The organism is Asanoa ferruginea (assembly GCF_003387075.1).
GTDB classification, from domain to species: Bacteria; Actinomycetota; Actinomycetes; order Mycobacteriales; family Micromonosporaceae; genus Asanoa; species Asanoa ferruginea.
This window is the reverse complement of record NZ_QUMQ01000001.1, coordinates 5,289,108-5,305,892: the sequence shown is the minus strand read 5'-3', so window position 1 is coordinate 5,305,892 and position 16,785 is coordinate 5,289,108. Positions and strand designations below refer to the sequence as shown.

Genomic DNA, 16,785 nt, shown 5'->3' with positions numbered 1-16,785 from the left:
CCATCTCGAACATGTGTGCTGGAGCTGAATAGGTTCGGCCCCGACCGTCGGTTGTCCAGGTCGTGACAACACTTTCGCGCCCCGGGCACGCGACCGGGTTCTGGTTCGTCGCCCTGGCGTTCGCCAGCCTGATGGCCTTCGGCACGCTACCGACCCCGCTCTGGCCGCTCTACCAGGCCCGCGACCACTTCGGGCCGACCCAGGTGACCATCGCGTTCGCGGTGATGGTGGCCGGCGCCGCGATCAGCTTCGGCGCGCTCGGGCACCTCTCGGACCGGTTCGGCCGGCGCCGGATCATCGCGCCCGCGCTCGTAGTCGGCATCGGCGCCGCACTCGTCCTCGCCGCCTGGCCGACGCTGCCCGGGCTGATCGTCGGCCGGGTGCTGACCGGCATCGCCGTAGGACTGATGGCTTCGACGGCGACCGCCTACCTGACCGACCTGCACCGCGCGGCCCATCCGGACCGCGCGGGCTCCGGCGTGCCGATGCTGACCTCGACGGTGGCCAACCTCGGCGGCCTGGCCCTCGGCCCGCTGCTGGCCGGCATCCTGGCCCAGTGGCTGCCGGCGCCGCTGGTCACCTCGTACGTCCTGCTCGCCGGGGTGATGGCCGGGCTGTTGGTCCTCGTCCTGTCGACCCCGGAGACCGTCGACCGGCTGGGCGGCGCCGGTGCGGCGCGACCGAGCCGGTTCGCGCTGCGGCCCGGCGCGGCCCGCCTGTTCGGCGCCGCTGCCGCCGTGGGCTTCTTCGCCTTCGCGCTGATGGGCTTCTTCTCGTCGCTCGGCGCGATCGTCGTGCGCGGCCAGCTCGGCATCACCTCGACCTTCGTCGTGGGCCTGGCACCGTTCACCGCGTTCGCCGCGTCCGCGGCCGCCCAGATCCTGCTCGGCAAGGCCCCGCAGCGACGCCTGCTGGTGGCCGGCAGCGGGCTCTTCCCGGTCGGGCTGGCGGTCACCGCCGCCGCGCTCTACCACCCGACCCTCGGCTGGTTTCTGACCGGGGCGGCGCTGGCCGGTGCGGGCGCCGGGCTGCTGTTCAAGGCGGCGGCGACGCAGACCGTGCTGGCCGCCGACCCCGCGTCGCGCGCCGGGGTGCTCGCCGTCTTCTTCATCATCGCGTACGCCGGGATGGGTCTGCCGTCGATCGCGTTCAGCATCGTCATCCGCTACGCGGCGCTGGCACCGACGATGGTCGGTTTCGGCGCCGTGCTCGCCCTCGGCACCATCGCCGCGGTCGTCACCACCATAAGGAGAATCCGATGAGTTCCACAGCAGAGATCCTCGGCCACGACGTCGACGTCAGCCGCGCCTCAGACGATCTGGTGCGCTTCTGCCGGTCCTACTTCGAGGCGAAGTCCGGCACCGACGTCGACGTGCTGATGGCGCACTTCGCGCGCGAGTCGGTCACCTACGGCGACGCCACGGTCGGCTGGGTCTTCCGCGACTGGAAGACGCTCTACGACCAGTTCGCCGAGCTGTTGGCCGCCTGGCCCGCGGAGGCCGTCGCCTACCCAACCCGGATCGTCGGCGACGGCGACAGCGGCGTGGTGTTCTTCACCGACTCGCCGGAGATGTTCGGCCGGGAGGTGCGGGCGATCGGCACGGTCAACCTCCGCGACGGCAAGGCGGTGCGCTGGGTCGACCACTGGGACGGCCGCTCCCTCACCGTGGCCGGCGTCGAGAAGCTCCGCGTACCGCTCGACCAGTTCCCGGGCGACTTCGGCGAGGAGGCGTTCGGCGAGCCATCGGTACTCCGGAAGCTCGCCGCCGCGCTGAGCGCGGGCGACGCCGACCGGGTGGCGGCGCTGCTCGGGCCCAACGTGGTCGTCGAGGACCTCGCCCTGCACACCCTCGTCACCGGGCGGATCGCCGCCCACTCGTTCCTGCGCCGAACGACGCTTCCCTACGGGGCGGGCCTCACCGTGCGGCACACCGTGGGCAACGCCCAGGGAGGCGCGTTCGAGTGGGCCAGCGCGGACGTGCCGCGCGGCGTCACCGCCGTCGAGCTCGACCGGCAGGGCCTCGCCACCCGCATCACCTCCACATGGGACAGCTCATTGTGGACCGAGCACGACCTCACCACCGCCCAGCGCGCCACTGCTCTGGGCGCGGAATAGGAGATCCTCATGTCAACTCACCCGGACCGGGTCGCGATCGTCACCGGCGCCGCCCGCGGCATCGGCCAGGCCATCGCCCGCCGCTTCGGCGAACGCGGCCTCACTGTCGTCGCGGTAGACCTCGAGAGCCCCGACGAGACCCTGGCGCTGCTCGACCAGACCAAGGCGATCGGCCTGACCGCCGACGTGTCCGACCCGGCCCAGACGGCGGAGGTCGGCGCCGAGGTCATCCGCCGGTTCGGCCGGATCGACATCCTGGTCAACAACGCCGGCATCTTCCCGTTCAGTGATATCGCCGACCTCGACTACGCGACCTGGCGGCGGGTCCTGGCCGTCAACCTCGACTCGCAGTTCCTCATGGCCAAGATGGTGTTGCCGGCGATGAAGGACGGTGGCTGGGGCCGGATCGTCAACCTGACGTCCAACTCGATCGTGACGGTGACCCCCGGCCTGTCGCACTACTTCGCGAGCAAGATGGGCATCATCGGCTTCACCCGCGGGCTGGCCAACGACCTGGCTCCCTTCGGCATCACCGTCAACGCGGTCGGCCCGACCCTCACCCGCACCCCCGGTGTGCTGGCGCACCGGGGCGGGAAGGAACTCGAGGAGGCCGCGCACGCCCAGGCCATCAAGCGCCCCGGTGAGGTCGACGACGTGGTGGGCGTCATCGCGTTCCTCGCGAGTGACGACGCCGGCTTTGTGACGGGCCAGACCATCATGGCCGACGGTGGTTTGGCCCGCCTCTGACGGGTCAGCTCGGACCGGCGTGCGCCCGGTCCTGCTCGGTCGCCGTGGCCAGGAAGCCGCCGGACTGGCGCGACCACAGGTCGGCGTAGAGACCGCCCTGGGCGAGCAGCTCGGCGTGGGTGCCCTGCTCGGCGATCCGGCCCGCGTCCAGGACCACGATCCGGTCCAGGTGGGCGATCGTGGACAGCCGGTGGGCGATCGCGATCACGGTGCGGCCGGTCATCACTTCGCCGAGTGTCTCGTGGATGGCGGCCTCCGCCTCGGAGTCGAGCGCGGAGGTCGCCTCGTCCAGGACCAGGATCGGGGCGTCGCGGTAGAACGCCCGGGCCAGCGCGATCCGCTGCCGCTGGCCGCCGGACAGCCGCACGCCGCGCTCGCCGACGTGGGCGTCCAGCCCCGTGCGGCCGTCGGTGTCGCGGAGCGTCGCGACGAACCCGTCGGCGGCGGCCCGGCGCAGCGCCGCCTCGACCGACAGGTCGTCGTCGGCGCCGCTGGGGCCGGCGACGTTCTCCCGGACCGACCGGTGCAGCAGGGTGGCCTCCTGCGCGACCATGGCGATCTGGGCGCGCAGGCTCTCCTGGGTCACGTCGGTGATGTCGGTGCCGTCGATCGTGATCGTGCCGGCCTCCGCGTCGTGGAACCGGAGCAGCAGACCCACCAATGTGGACTTTCCCGCGCCGGACCGGCCGACGATGCCGACCCGCTCACCCGCCGCGACGTCGAGGCTCAGCCGGTCCAGCCCGCCGGCGCCCCGGCCGTAGTGGTGGCTGACCTGCGCGAAGCTGATGGCTCCACCGCGTACGCGCAGATCGGTCGCACCTGGTTTGTCGGCGACGGCCAGCGGTTGCGCGACGGTCCGCAGGGCGCGGCGCAGCGCACCGACCGAGCCGAACAGGGCCGACACCGCGTCGAGCAGCCATTCGCCCATCGAGGTGATCCGGAAGCTGAGTGCCAGCGCGGCGGCGACCAGGCCCAACGGCGCGGCATCCAGGCGCCAGAGCGCGATCCCGTAACCGACGAGGCCGACCAACAGGGCGCCGCCGAGCGCCATCATGCTGCTGTTCATGGTGACTTCGACCCGTTGCAGATCCAGGTGCGCGCGCCGGGCCCGGGCGAACACCAGGCGGTCGTGCTCGGTGCGGGCGCCGGGCCCGCCGAGCAACGCGAGCGTGTCGACGTTGGCGTAGGAGTCGACCAGCAGGCCGGTCAGCTCCGACTCGGCGTCCTGCAGCCGCTCGGACGCCCGCCGGTAGCGCGGGACCGCCCAGCGCATCAGCAGCGCGTAGGCGAGAATCCAGGTGCCCAGCGGGAGCAGCAGGCGCACGTCGACCGACCACATCAGCCACACCGAACCGGCGATGTAGGCGACCACGAACACGAGCGTGTGGATGACGCTGTAGGCGGCGGTGCTGGCGGCATCGCCGCCGTCGCGGACCCAGGTGGCGATCCGCCCCGCCAGGTCGTCGCGGAACCAGCCGACCGACTGCCGGGACACGTGCCGGTGTGCCCGCCAGCGGGCCAGCGGGCGCGCGTTGGCCCGGAACGAGATGTCGTCGAGCGCTTCGCCGACGAGGTTCAGCAGCGGCCGGCCGAGCAGCACGAACGCGCCGACGGTGAGCAACCCGGTGCCGTGGTCGGCCCAGAACGTGTCCGGGCTGCCGGCGGCGAGGGTGTCGACCAGCCGGCCGGCGTAGCCGATGAGCCACACCTCGATGGCGGCGCACAGGATCGTGATGGCGACGGCGACCGCGACGACTGGGCGCAGTGGGCGGAGGGTGGTCAGCAGGAACCGCCCGACGGTGCGGGCCGGGGTGCTGTTGTCGGTCGTCGGGAAGGGGTCAACCGGGCTTTCGAACAGTGCGAACACGACGTGCCGATCTCAAGGTAGGAGGCGGTGGGCTCGGCTGATCCAGTCGGCCGCGAGGTGGGGGTCGTCGTTGGCGAGGGGCTCGATGATGGCGATCGCTTCGCGGACGCTCTGGTGGCTCTGGGCGGCCCGGCCGAGGTCGCGGAGGGCCTCGCCCCGGGGTGAGGAGCACCGCGGCCAGGGCGATGCCGTCGATCCGGAGTTGGCGGTGGAGCGCGGCTGACTCGTCGGCGACCGGCACCGCCCGCTCGGGCTGGCCGGCGGCGAGCAGGCCGACCGGTGACAGCGCCGGCGCCGGCTGGTCGAAGATCGCGGTCATGCCAGCTCGCCCTCCCCCGAGGCATCCACGCCTGTCAGCGTTGCCGAGTCACCACGTTGCCGCAACCAGCGCAGGGCAACGCAGCGACCACAGTTAACTCCAAGGTCGCTGCCGCATCACCTGGATTTCGGGGCGCCGGGGTTGGCTCATGGCTCCTGCTCTCATTCTGAATAGGAGCACCCTCGTGCCTTCATCTCGTCGCGCCCTGCTCGGCGCCGGCGCTGCCGGGGTCGGCCTCGCCGTCGCCGGTGCCGTTCCTTCGCTGGCCCAGGCCAACCCCGGCCGGCCGCGCCCGTCTTCGAATCACACGCCGTTCCCGCCGCTCGTCGACGACCCCGCCGGCATCCTCGCGCTGCCCAAGGGATTCAGCTACGCGATCGTGACCCGGACCGGTGTCACCAAGCTCGATCGGGGCCAGGGCCGCACGCCGTCGGACCACGACGGCATGGCGGTCTTCGACGCCGGCCACGGCCGTTACACCATCATCCAGAACCACGAGTGTGACCCGGGCGCCGACCACGGCGTACCCCATGTCAAGGGCACCGTCTATGACCCCAGCGCGGTCGACGCCGGTGGCTGCACGGTGATCACGACCGACCGCTCGGGTCGCAACCTCGGCGAGTTCGTCGCCATCTCCGGCACCGTGTCCAACTGCGCCGGCGGTCCGACCCCGTGGCGGACGTGGCTGACCTGCGAGGAGACCGAAGACCGCGCCGGCGATACGTGGGAGGAGGGCGACCGGTCCGGCGTCTTCCTGAAGGACCACGGCTATGTCTTCGAGGTCACGGCCGACGGCAAGGCCGACCCGCGGCCGATCAAGTGCCTGGGCCGCTACGCCCACGAGGCGGTGGCGATCGGCGACGACCGCACCAGCGTCTACCTCTCCGAAGACGCCGACGGCCCCAACGGCCTGTTCTACCGGTGGACCGCGCCGCGCGGCGTGAAGCTCGGCCCGGGCGTGCTCACCCGCCTCGCGCCGAACGCCGGCACCCTGGCCGCCATGGCGATCATCCTGGACGACGGCTCGGTGCTGCCGGACGTCGCTTACCTGACCTCGGCCCAGCTCGGCCGCCCGTTCCCGGTGCGCTGGGTCGAGGTGCCCGAGCGCGACGCCCAGTCGAAGAACGTGCGTGAGCAGTTCGCCGACAACCAGGTGACGCGCGGCAAGAAGTTCGAGGGCGTGTGGGGCACCGACGAGGGCGTGTATGTCGTCAACTCGTATGCCTGGGACGAGGGTGAACTCCCGACCGACGCGACACCGCACGACGGCATGGTGTGGTTCTACCACTACCGCAACCAGACCATTCAGCTCGTCACCTACTTCCCGCACCAGCCGACGGCGGAGGACGGGTCGGCGGCGAAGTATGGCGACCTGACCTTCGACGGCCCCGACAACGTCACCGTCACCCCGTGGGGCAGCCTCGTGCTCGCCGAGGACGGCGCGGGTGCGTCGCACGTGCTCAGCTCGTTCCCCGGCGGCCCGACCTACGCGATCGCCCGCAACCAGCTCAACGACTCCGAGTTCTGCGGCCCGACGTTCACGGCCGACGGCAAGGTGCTCTTCGTCAACATGCAGGACCCCGGCCTGACCCTGGCCATCACCGGCGCGTGGGAGAAATACCTCGGCTGACCCGGTGGGGCCGGGCGCTCCGCCCGGCCCCTACCGTCGTTGCCGCCCCATCCACTGCCAGATGTGGGTGCCGTGGTCGCTCGGGTCGTTGCGGGCGACGTAGATCCAGGACCAGTGGCCGGGGAACTGGTGGCCGTTCCAGATGACGTGGTCGTAGAGCGACAGCACCGAACCTGGGATCAGCTCGTGCGCGTGCACGGTGTTGGCCTCCGGCGGCACGGTGTCGTCGTCGCGCGAGGCGACCAACCAGGTCGGGGTGGTGATGGCCGCCAGCTCGGCGTCGGTGATCATCACGGGGCCGCCCGGGTCGAGCGACTCGACGACACCGCAGATCGGCACCGACGCGGCGAACACCCGGGGGTAGGTCGTGGTCATCTTCAGGCTCATGTAGCCGCCGTTGCTGCAACCGGCCACGTAGATCCGGTCGCGGTCAATGTCGTGGCGGCGCGCGAGGTCATTGACGATCTCGAGGATGAGCGGCGCGAAGCGGGGGCCGTCTTCGAGCCAGAACGACGTGCTCTGCGGCGCCACCACGTAGGCGCCGTGGAAGATCCGCTGGGCTTCGGCCGTGGCGAAGCCCAGCGCACCGCGGTTGGCGCGCAACGTGGTCTCGTTGTCGTAGTAGTTGTCGGGCAACGAGGCGCCCTCTCCCCCGCCGTGCAGCCAGATGACCAGCGGGCGCTTGCCGCCGCGGTGGTCGGGTGAGAACAGCCGGTATTTCATGCCCGAGCCGGAGGTGTGGTAGCTGAACGCGTCGACCTCGGGGTTGACCAGCCGGCCCTGGGTGAAGCGCTCGATGGTCAGCGGGCGGCCGTGCACGACCAGCGGTGCGTTCTGGGTGATCGTGTAGACCAGATCGAGCTGGACATTGCGGCCCCGGCTCAGGATGTAGCCGAGCGTGCCGCCGCCGACCTGACCCTCGGCGAAGCTCAGATCGAGCACGATGTCGCCGCGCCGGTCGAGCCGGACTGCGGTCACCGGGCGGTCGAGGTCATATTCGCTGAAGATCTGGTCGCCGGCGGCGATCGGGATCGGGCTGGTGGCCTTCGCGTGCACGCTGAAGGTGCCGGGCGTCAGGCTGGCCGGGTCGATCCGGCCGAGCCGCCCGGTGTCGAGGGTGACCGAGGTGACCTGCTCACCGCCGTCGAGCACGGTCGCGTTGAGGGTGAATCCGACGCGGGTGCGCGAGCCGGCCTGCGCGACGCCCGGCACCGCCAGCCCGGCGACGGCACCCGCGCCAGCGGTCAGGATGGTGCGGCGATTGATCGGCGTACCCATGCGTTGCCCCCTCGTTTCGACGTTCGTCGTAACGAAGTTGGTCTATCACAGGTGTGCCGCCGGGTCGAGGGAGGCGGGCATCCCGAACGCCGCGACGTGTGCCGCCCCGACGAAGGCGTTGATCTCCGCGATGCGCCCGTCGACGATCCGCAAAAACGTCGACCACCAGGCCCTCGTAGCGCGCGCCGCCGGGCTCGCGCAGGTAGTTGACCTGGGCGGGCCGGCCATTGGCGCGGGCCGGGAACGTGCGCCAATCCAGCGGCCGGGCGAGGAACGCGGTCACCGCGTCGATGCCCACGACCGGCGGGTCGGGCGGCATGGTGATCCGCACGTCGTCGGCGAGCAGGATGCGGATCGACTCGGCGTCGGACGCGTCCGCGTAGCGGCGCAGGATCGCCTCGTCTTCGGCGGTCAGCTCCGGGCGACGCCAGTCTCGAGGATCGGCGGGCGCGTGCAGCCGCACGGTGTGACGGGCGCGCTGGATCAGGCTGTTGGCGGCGGGGACGGCCACGCCGAGGGCGTCGGCGACCTCCGCGGGCGTCCAGCCGCTGATGTCGCGCAACACGAACGCGGCCCGCTGCCGCGGCGGCAGATGCATCAGGGCGGCGATCAGCGCGAGCTCGACCAACTCGCCGGCCGCGACGCCCGAGGCGACGTCGGGGTAGGGCCCGATTCTGGTGCTCCACTCGAGGATGTCGCCCACCGGTGCCGTGCGCCGCTCGGCGGCCTTGCGGCTGTCGAGGAAGACGTTGGTGGCGATCCGGTAGAGCCAGGTGCGCACCGAGGCGCGCCCCTCGAACCGGTCGCGGGCCCGCCACGCGCGCAGGAAGGTCTCCTGCGTCAACTCGTCGGCGTCGGCCACGTTGCCGGCGAGCCGGTAGCAGTGCGCGCGCAACTCCTGCCGATGGTCGTCGAAGGCCGCCGCGAGCCAGGTCACCGCGACAGGCTACCGATGACATCTGACAGGTTGCCTCGTCGGTAACGGAAACGACCGCAATACCGAGGAGGAACCAATGACACCGCAGGTTGTCGACCGCGCGACCTGGTTGCAGGAACGGGCCGCCCTGCTGGTCCGGGAGAAGGCGCACACCCGCGCGGGCGACGCGATCGCCGCCGCGCGGCGCAGGCTGCCGATGGTCGAGGTGGACCCGACCGTCGAACTGATCGGCGCGAACGGCCCGACCCCGTTGCACGACATCTTCGAGGGCCGCGACCAGCTTCTGGTCTGCAAGCACATGTGGCACCGCGGCCAGGGTTTCGCCGGCCAGTGCCGGGGCTGCACCGCGACGGTGTGGAACTTCCAGGACGCCACCTACCTCGAGGGCCGGGGCGTGACGTTCGCCGTCTGGTGCCAGGGGCCCTATGCCGAGTTCGCGCCCTACCGGGAGTTCATGGGCTATCGCGTGCCCTGGTATTCCGTCGACGGCATCGACGTGCCGGGCATCTCCGACGGCTGGATCACGACCTACCTGCGGGTCGGGGACCGGATCTTCCAGACGTACGAGACCGATGGGCGCGGTTGTGAGGTGATGATGCCCGCGCTCCAGTTGCTCGACCTGACCGTCTACGGCCGGCAGGAGGAATGGGAGGACTCGCCCGAAGGGTGGCCGCAGGACGAGACCCAGAGCTGGTTCGTCCGGGACGGGCGGCCGATCCCCCAGTGGACCCGGCTAATGTCCGGTTCGGCTGAGGTCGGCGCCGATTGCGGCTAGACCGGTAAGTATGAAGATCGCACCCCCGCCGGACACGCTGCCCCGGGCCATCCAGGCCCGGGGCGTTCGGCACAACACCCTTCGCGACCTCGATGTCGACGTCCCGCTCTGGCGTACCGTCGTGATCGCCGGGGTGTCCGGTTCGGGCAAGACGTCGCTCGCCATGGGCACGCTCTACGCCGAGGGCCTGCACCGGTTCCTGGAGGGCCTGAGCACCTACAGCCGGCGCCGGCTCACCCAGGCCGAGCGGCCGGATGTCGACCGCATCGACCACCTGCCGCCGGCGCTCGCGTTGCGGCAACGGCCGCCGGTGCCCGGGCCGCGCAGCACGGTCGGCACGATGAGCGAGGTGCTCAACGTGTTGCGGCTGATCATGTCGAGGCTCGGCACCCACCGCTGCCCCAACGGCCACGACGTCAAGCCGTCGATCGCCACGCAGGCGATGGAGATCCAGTGCCCGGTGTGCGGTGCGACGTTCGCACCGCCGAGCGCCGAGTCGTTCGCGTTCAACTCGATCGGCGCATGCCCGGGCTGCAACGGCATCGGGACAAGGTTCGACGTCGACACCGACTCGCTGGTCCCGGACCCCGACAAGACGATCGGCGACGGTGCCGTCCTGCCCTGGAACGTGGGCGGGCGCCGGCTCAGCATGTATGCCGCCGGCGAGCTCGGTGTCCGGCTGGACGTGCCCTACCGGAAGCTGACCCGAAAGGAGAAAGACTTCGTGCTGCACGGCAAGCCGGTCAAGCAGCCCGTCGTCGTCTCCGGGCGCAACGGGCGGCAGGTGCAGCTCAACGTCACCTACGACAACGCGATCACCGCGGCCGAGAAGTCGGAGAACAGCAAATATCTCATCTCGCACACCTGCCCCGTCTGCCACGGCACGCGGCTGCGCCCGGAGGCGCTGACCTCGCGGCTCAACGGCCGCAACCTGGCCCAGATCAGCGCGCTCGACCTCGACCACCTGGTCGCCTTCGCCAACGAACTGCCGCCGCTGATGCCGCCGGAGCTGAGCCGGATGACGACCGGGCTGCTCGGTGAGCTGACCGGCGCGATCGGCCCGCTGCTCGACCTCGGGCTGGGCTATCTGGGCCTGGACCGGGCGGGCGCCACCCTGTCGACCGGCGAACGGCAACGGATCGAACTGACCTCGACCGTACGCGCGAACACCACGGGCATGCTCTACGTGCTGGACGAGCCGTCGGTCGGCCTGCATCCGAGCAATGTGGAGGGTCTGCGCAAGACGATCGCCGCGTTGGCCGGGAACGGCAACACCGTCGTGATCGTGGAGCACGACCTCGACCTGATCCGCTCGGCCGACTGGGTGATCGAGTTGGGTCCGGGCGCGGGCCGGCTGGGCGGCCAGATCGTCGCGGAAGGCGCGCCCGACCAGCTCCAGAAGAACCGCAAGTCGATCATCGGGCCGTTCCTCGACGGCAGGCTGGCGGTCGACCGCCCGCCCCGCCCGCTGCCCCGCGAGCGCGCCACCATCGCCGTGCGGCGGCTCTACAACCTGCGCAACGTCACGGTCGGCTTCCCGATCAACCGGCTGACCGCGCTGGCCGGGCCGTCGGGCGCCGGCAAGACCGCGCTCGTGCTGGACAGCCTGATCCCGGCCGCCCGCGCGGTCCTGGCCGGGCAGGAGTTGCCGGCGCACGTGAAGTCGTTGACGCTCGGCTCCATCCGGCAGGTCGTCGAGATCGACGCGACCCCGATCGGGCTCAACGCGCGGTCGACGCCGAGCACCTACTCGGGCGCGTTCGACGCCATCCGGGCGTATTTCGGCGCCGCGTCGGGTCGTTCGCCCGGGCACTTCTCGTTCAACACCAAGGAAGGCCAGTGCCCCACCTGCCGCGGGATCGGCTCCATCGACCTGGACGTGCAGTATCTGCCCGACATCAACGTCGAATGCCCGACCTGTCACGGAGCGAGATTCAACGACGAGACACTCGGGGTACGGGTCGACGGGCTCACGATCGCCGACGTGCTCGGGCTGACCGTGCGGGAGGCGGTGGACCGCTACGCGGCGGTGCCCACCATCGTCCGGCCGTTGCGGCCCATGGTCGACGTCGGGCTGGGCTATCTGCGCCTGGGCGAGCCGACGCCGTCACTGTCGGGTGGTGAGTCGCAGCGGCTGCGGATCGCGGCGCGGTTGCGCAACAGCCAACGCAACGTCCTCTATGTACTCGACGAGCCGTCGACGGGGCTGCACCCGGTGGACATCCGTACCCTCGTCGGTGTCTTCGACCGGCTCCTGTCCGACGGGGCGACGATCATCGTGATCGACCACGACCTCGACGTGCTCGCCGCCGGGGACCACGTGTTCGACATGGGGCCAGGCGGCGGACCGGACGGCGGCCGCATCGTCGCCCGCGGCACGCCGGCCGAGGTCGCGGCCGACCCGCACAGCGTCACCGGCCCGTGGTTGGCGGCCCATTTGGGTGGTTTGTCGTAAAGTAGGCAAATGAGACTCCGGGTCCTGCCGGTAGTGCTGGCTGCCGCCCTCGTGGCCACCACCGCCTGGGTCGCGCCGGCCCAGGCTGCCGCACCGACCGCTCGATGTGTCGCGAGCGGGCCGGCGCGCGGCACGGCGGCGCAGATCGTCGGCATCGCCGAATCGGTGCGCCGGGACCTCGGCCTGCGCGCGGCCATCGTCCGGGTGACGGTCGGCGGCCGGGAGGTCGTGACGGCCGCCATCGGCGACTCGATGACCGGGATCCCCGCGACCACGGACATGCGCTTCCGGACCGGGTCGGTCGGCATCGCCTACCTCAACATCCTGTTGCTGCAACTGGTCGACAAGGGCGTCGTGTCGTTGGACCAGCCGATCGCGCGCTGGTTTCCGAACCTGCCCCGGTCAACCAAGGTCACGCTGCGCATGCTGGGCAGCAACACGTCGGGATATCCAGACTTCGAGAGCTACCGGCCGTTCGTCCAGCGGCTCTACGCCGACCCGTTCCAGAACTGGACCGAGCAGGAGGTGATCGACCTCGCCCTGGCCCGGAACCTCTGGTATGAGCCCGGCACGAACTGGAGCTACTCGCACGCCAACTTCGTCATCCTCGGCCGGATTCTCGAGCGGATCACCCGTACCCCGTCGAAGCAGTTGCTGACCCGCGACGTGCTCAACCCGCTGCGCCTCTCCGCGACCGTCATCAACGCCACCGCGGCCATCCCGGATCCGGTCCTGCACGGCTACACCATCGAGCGCGGCGTGTTCGAGGACTCGACCTACTGGAACCCGTCGTGGACCACCGCGCACGGCGCCATCCTGACCCAGAACATCTGCGATCTGGCGACCTCAGCCCGGGCCGTCGGCGCGGGCCGGCTGATCTCGGCCAGGTCGTTGCGCACCCAGATCAATCCGGGCACGGTCGGCCTCGGCGGCCCGACGAAGACCTGCCCGGCGACGATCTGCGTCAAGCAGACCGTCGAGCACCACTACGGGCTCGGCGTCAGCGTCAAGAACGGCTGGATCCAGCAGACCCCGTCGTTCGCCGGGTACTCCGCCGCGCAGAGCTACCTGCCGGGCAAGGACATCGCCGTCGCCGTCGCCACCAGCCGGGGGCGCACCACCACGGAGACGAACTCCGCCCCGATCATCGCGGAGAAGATCGGCGCACTTGTGAGCAGCCAAACTTGAGCAATTCCAGAAAAGTGGCCTAAGGTCGTGCCATGAGGTCCGACTTCGAGGCGCGCCTGCGGGCCGTCTCGTTGCGGGTCACCCGGCCCCGGCTGGCGGTGCTCGCCGCATTGCGCGAGCACCCCCACGTCGATGCCGAGGCGATGACGACCCTGGTGCGGGCCGGCGATCCCACCGTGTCCCGCCAGACCGTCTATGACGTGCTGCACGCGCTCACCGACGCCGGCCTGGTGCGCCGCATCCAGCCGGCCGGTGCGACCGCCCGCTACGAGTCGCGGGTGGCCGACAACCATCACCACGTCGTGTGCCGCTCCTGCGGTGCGATCGCCGACGTCGACTGTGCCGTCGGGCACGCCCCCTGCCTGACCGCCTCCGACAACCACGGCTTCGTGGTCGACGAGGCGGAGGTCGTGTATTGGGGCAGCTGCCCCGACTGCGCGGCCGACCGTTCCCCCCAGTGATCGGCCAGTTCGGAAGGAACCAGATGAGCGACACCCAGGACAACGCGGCGGCCGGCTGCCCCGTCGCGCACGACTCCGCGACCGCACAGGGCAGCGAGAGCGAAAACCCCGCGATCGACGCGCCGACCCCGAAGACCGGCGGTCGCCCGCACACCAACCGCGACTGGTGGCCCAACCAGCTCGACCTTTCGGTGCTGCACGCCCACTCGCCCAAGGGCAACCCGCTGGGCGATGACTTCAGCTACGCCAAGGAGTTCGCGAAGCTCGACGTCGAGGCCCTCAAGCAGGACATCACCGATGTGCTCACCACGTCGCAGGACTGGTGGCCGGCCGACTTCGGCCACTACGGCGGCCTGATGATCCGGATGAGCTGGCACGCCGCGGGCACCTACCGCATCCAGGACGGTCGCGGCGGTGCCGGCGACGGCGGCCAGCGGTTCGCGCCGCTCAACAGCTGGCCCGACAACGCCAACCTCGACAAGGCCCGCCGGCTGCTGTGGCCGGTCAAGCAGAAATACGGCCAGCAGATCTCCTGGGCCGACCTGCTGGTGCTGGCCGGCAACGTCGCCCTGGAGTCGATGGGCTTCGAGACCTTCGGCTTCGGCTTCGGTCGCGTAGACGTCTGGGAGCCCGAGGAGATCTTCTGGGGTCCCGAGGACACCTGGCTGGGCGAGCGCTACGTCTCCGACACGGAGATGGCCGACAACGTCGGCGCCACCGAGATGGGCCTGATCTACGTCAACCCGGAGGGTCCCCGCGGCAACGCGAACCCGGCCGCGGCGGCCCACTTCATCCGCGAGACCTTCGGCCGGATGGCGATGAACGACGAGGAGACCGTCGCCCTGATCGCCGGTGGCCACACCTTCGGCAAGACCCACGGTGCCGGCCCCGCCGACAACCACGTGGCCGCCGAGCCCGAGGGCGCCCCGCTCGAGGCGCAGGGCCTGGGCTGGCTGAGCAGCTACGCCAGCGGCAAGGGCGCCGACACGATCACCAGTGGCCTCGAGGTCACCTGGACCGACGCGCCGACCCGGTGGAGCAACCGCTTCTTCGAGATCCTCTTCGCGTACGAGTGGGAGCTGACCACCAGCCCCGGCGGCGCGAAGCAGTGGGTCGCGAAGGACGCCGAGGCGATCATCCCGGACGCCTACGACCCGGCGAAGAAGCACCGGCCGACGATGCTGACCACCGACCTGTCGCTGCGCGTCGACCCGGCGTACGAGCGGATCTCCCGGCGTTTCCTGGAGCACCCGGAAGAGTTCGCGCTGGCGTTCGCCAAGGCCTGGTACAAGCTGCTGCACCGCGACATGGGTCCGGTCAGCCGCTTCCTCGGCCCGTGGGTCGCCGAGCCCCAGCTCTGGCAGGACCCGGTGCCGGCCGCCGACAGCACGCTCGTCGGTGACGCCGACGTCGCCACCCTGAAGTCGATGGTCCTGGAGTCGGGCCTCACCACCGCCCAGCTGGTGTCGACCGCCTGGGCGTCGGCCGCGAGCTACCGCTCCACCGACAAGCGCGGCGGCGCCAACGGCGCCCGCCTGCGCCTGGAGCCGCAGCGTGGCTGGGAGGTCAACCAGCCCGAGCAGCTCGCGACGGTCCTGACCACCCTCGAAGGCATCCAGCGCAAGTTCAACGACGCCGGCGGTGCCAAGATCTCGCTCGCCGACCTGATCGTGCTGGCCGGCACCGCGGCCGTCGAGAAGGCGGCCCGCGACGCCGGGGTCGAGGTGACCGTGCCGTTCCGCGCGGGCCGCACCGACGCCAGCCAGGAGCAGACCGACGTCGAGTCGTTCGCGGTCCTGGAGCCGCGGGCCGACGGTTTCCGCAACTACCTGCGGGCCGGCGAGAAGACCCAGCCGGAGGTGCTGCTCGTCGACCGGGCCTACATGCTCAACCTGACCGCGCCCGAGATGACCGTCCTGATCGGCGGCCTGCGCTCCCTGGGCGCCAACGTCGGCGGCAGCCAGCACGGCGTGCTCACCGACCGGCCCGGCCTGCTGACCAACGACTACTTCGCCAACCTGCTGTCACCCGGCACCCGCTGGAAGGCCTCGGAGACCGAGGAGCAGGTGTACGAGATCCGCGACGTCACCACCGACGAGGTCAAGTGGACCGCCACCGCGGTCGACCTGATCTTCGGTTCCAACTCGCAACTGCGGGCACTCGCGGAGGTCTACGCCAGCCAGGACGCGCACGACCGGTTCGTGACCGCGTTCGTCGCGGCCTGGACGAAGGTCATGGAGCTCGACCGGTTCGACCTGGCCTGAGTTCGTCGTTTCGCACGGGCCCGGCCGTTCGGCCGGGCCCGTGCGTGCAGACCAGCGCCGCGGCCAGGAGGCCGGCCGCGAGCGCGGTCAACACCCGCACGCCGGTGGTGTGGAAGAGGAACGCCGCCGGGAGGAACGGGCTGACCGCGATGCCGGGCAGGGCCACCACCGCGGTGACTGTCCAGAAGAGTCCGGGACGCCGGACCACCGATGGCGGGTCACCGTGCCAGCGCCGCACCAGGCGGCCGCGCCCGATGACGATGCCGAGGCCGACGATGGCGATCGCGCCCAGCAGGTAGCCCGGCTGTTCCAGGACCGGAAAGCGTTGCTCGACGGCGTCGAGGACCAGATGGCTGGCCGCTCCGACAAGCGCGGACACAACAGTGACCGGCCACGGGTGCCCGGAGAAACGAAGCGCGCCGTAGTCGTCGAAGGCGAACCGCCCACCCGCTGGAAGATGTGCGGCCACGACGGGCGCGGCGCGGCGGACGAGCAGGCAACCGATCAGGGTGATCGGCAGACACCAGCCGACCAGGCCGACGAGTTGGTGCGAGAACGGCCAGACAGGCAGACCGGAACCGTCGACCAGGTAGGCGAGATCCGGCGACATTGACCCGAGCACGAGCGCCATACCGTCCCACCAGCGCGGCCGCCACAGCTTCAGCGGCAGGATGCCCGCCGGATGCGCGGGAAAGGTCATCGGCACGGCCGCATGCTAGCCAGCCCACGCCACCGCCCGCCGCGTTGT

The 16,785-nt window shown here is 70.9% G+C and carries 13 protein-coding genes; 9 read left to right on the top strand and 4 right to left on the bottom strand.

What is annotated here, in order from left to right; all coding sequences use genetic code 11:
• Window positions 1-62 precede the first annotated feature (62 nt).
• From DFJ67_RS24935 to DFJ67_RS24925, 3 genes are read left to right on the top strand one after another with little or no spacing between them, the layout of a single operon-like run.
• Complete coding sequence (locus DFJ67_RS24935; protein ID WP_203783201.1) at window positions 63-1,262, top strand: MFS transporter; 1,200 nt, start codon at window positions 63-65, stop codon at window positions 1,260-1,262.
• Window positions 1,259-2,116 carry a nuclear transport factor 2-like protein gene (locus DFJ67_RS24930; RefSeq protein WP_116070229.1) on the top strand — a complete coding sequence of 286 codons (858 nt, stop codon included), beginning with the start codon at window positions 1,259-1,261 and terminating at the stop codon, window positions 2,114-2,116. The genes DFJ67_RS24935 and DFJ67_RS24930 overlap by 4 nt, the downstream gene beginning before the upstream one ends.
• A gap of 9 nt (window positions 2,117-2,125) precedes the next feature.
• Complete coding sequence (locus DFJ67_RS24925; RefSeq protein WP_116070228.1) at window positions 2,126-2,863, top strand: SDR family NAD(P)-dependent oxidoreductase; 738 nt, start codon at window positions 2,126-2,128, stop codon at window positions 2,861-2,863.
• Window positions 2,864-2,867: 4 nt separating this feature from the next.
• On the opposite strand, the gene DFJ67_RS24920 is transcribed toward DFJ67_RS24925, so the two are convergent.
• A complete protein-coding gene (locus DFJ67_RS24920; protein WP_116070227.1) occupies window positions 2,868-4,730 on the bottom strand; it encodes an ABC transporter ATP-binding protein in 1,863 nt (620 codons plus the stop codon).
• Window positions 4,731-5,233: 503 nt separating this feature from the next.
• On the opposite strand from DFJ67_RS24920, the gene DFJ67_RS24915 reads away from it, so the two are divergent.
• On the top strand, window positions 5,234-6,679 hold the full coding sequence (locus DFJ67_RS24915) for an alkaline phosphatase PhoX (RefSeq protein WP_116070226.1): 1,446 nt from the start codon (window positions 5,234-5,236) through the stop codon (window positions 6,677-6,679).
• A 30-nt stretch (window positions 6,680-6,709) separates the two neighbouring features.
• Here the strand turns inward: DFJ67_RS24915 and DFJ67_RS24910 are convergent, their stop codons facing one another.
• On the bottom strand, window positions 6,710-7,897 hold the full coding sequence (locus tag DFJ67_RS24910; RefSeq protein ID WP_244940465.1) for a prolyl oligopeptidase family serine peptidase: 1,188 nt from the start codon (window positions 7,895-7,897) through the stop codon (window positions 6,710-6,712).
• On the bottom strand, window positions 7,815-8,894 hold the full coding sequence (locus DFJ67_RS24905) for a sigma-70 family RNA polymerase sigma factor (RefSeq protein WP_244940439.1): 1,080 nt from the start codon (window positions 8,892-8,894) through the stop codon (window positions 7,815-7,817). The genes DFJ67_RS24910 and DFJ67_RS24905 overlap by 83 nt, the downstream gene beginning before the upstream one ends.
• Before the next feature lie 76 nt (window positions 8,895-8,970).
• Between DFJ67_RS24905 and DFJ67_RS24900 the strand changes: the two genes are divergently transcribed.
• Genes DFJ67_RS24900 through katG form a run of 5 tightly spaced genes read left to right on the top strand, consistent with a single transcriptional unit; the run spans window position 8,971 to window position 16,037 of the window.
• A complete protein-coding gene (locus tag DFJ67_RS24900; RefSeq protein ID WP_116070224.1) occupies window positions 8,971-9,669 on the top strand; it encodes a DUF899 family protein in 699 nt (232 codons plus the stop codon).
• 10 nt (window positions 9,670-9,679) lie between these two features.
• Window positions 9,680-12,124 carry an excinuclease ABC subunit UvrA gene (locus DFJ67_RS24895; RefSeq protein WP_116070223.1) on the top strand — a complete coding sequence of 815 codons (2,445 nt, stop codon included), beginning with the start codon at window positions 9,680-9,682 and terminating at the stop codon, window positions 12,122-12,124.
• A gap of 9 nt (window positions 12,125-12,133) precedes the next feature.
• Entirely contained in the window at window positions 12,134-13,312 is a 1,179-nt protein-coding gene (locus tag DFJ67_RS24890) for a serine hydrolase domain-containing protein (RefSeq protein ID WP_116070222.1), read from the top strand.
• A 32-nt stretch (window positions 13,313-13,344) separates the two neighbouring features.
• Window positions 13,345-13,773, top strand: a complete 429-nt coding sequence (locus DFJ67_RS24885; protein ID WP_116070221.1) for a Fur family transcriptional regulator — start codon at window positions 13,345-13,347, stop codon at window positions 13,771-13,773.
• Between the two features lie 23 nt (window positions 13,774-13,796).
• Window positions 13,797-16,037 (top strand): catalase/peroxidase HPI, encoded by a 2,241-nt coding sequence (katG, locus tag DFJ67_RS24880; RefSeq protein WP_116076627.1) that lies wholly within the window; start codon window positions 13,797-13,799, stop codon window positions 16,035-16,037.
• Here katG and DFJ67_RS24875 read toward each other — a convergent pair.
• Complete coding sequence (locus DFJ67_RS24875) at window positions 16,006-16,737, bottom strand: DUF4184 family protein (protein WP_116070220.1); 732 nt, start codon at window positions 16,735-16,737, stop codon at window positions 16,006-16,008. The genes katG and DFJ67_RS24875 overlap by 32 nt on opposite strands.
• Between the last annotated feature and the right edge of the window lie 48 nt (window positions 16,738-16,785).

Bases quoted from the DNA above. Each gene is read 5' to 3' on its own strand.
- DFJ67_RS24895 (WP_116070223.1), top strand. From the start codon at position 9,680: ATGAAGATCGCACCCCCGCCGGACACGCTGCCCCGGGCCATCCAGGCC.
- DFJ67_RS24925 (WP_116070228.1), top strand. From the start codon at position 2,126: ATGTCAACTCACCCGGACCGGGTCGCGATCGTCACCGGCGCCGCCCGC.
- DFJ67_RS24885 (WP_116070221.1), top strand. From the start codon at position 13,345: ATGAGGTCCGACTTCGAGGCGCGCCTGCGGGCCGTCTCGTTGCGGGTC.
- DFJ67_RS24930 (WP_116070229.1), top strand. From the start codon at position 1,259: ATGAGTTCCACAGCAGAGATCCTCGGCCACGACGTCGACGTCAGCCGC.
- DFJ67_RS24875 (WP_116070220.1), bottom strand. From the start codon at position 16,737: ATGACCTTTCCCGCGCATCCGGCGGGCATCCTGCCGCTGAAGCTGTGG.
- katG (WP_116076627.1), top strand. From the start codon at position 13,797: ATGAGCGACACCCAGGACAACGCGGCGGCCGGCTGCCCCGTCGCGCAC.
- DFJ67_RS24890 (WP_116070222.1), top strand. From the start codon at position 12,134: ATGAGACTCCGGGTCCTGCCGGTAGTGCTGGCTGCCGCCCTCGTGGCC.
- DFJ67_RS24900 (WP_116070224.1), top strand. From the start codon at position 8,971: ATGACACCGCAGGTTGTCGACCGCGCGACCTGGTTGCAGGAACGGGCC.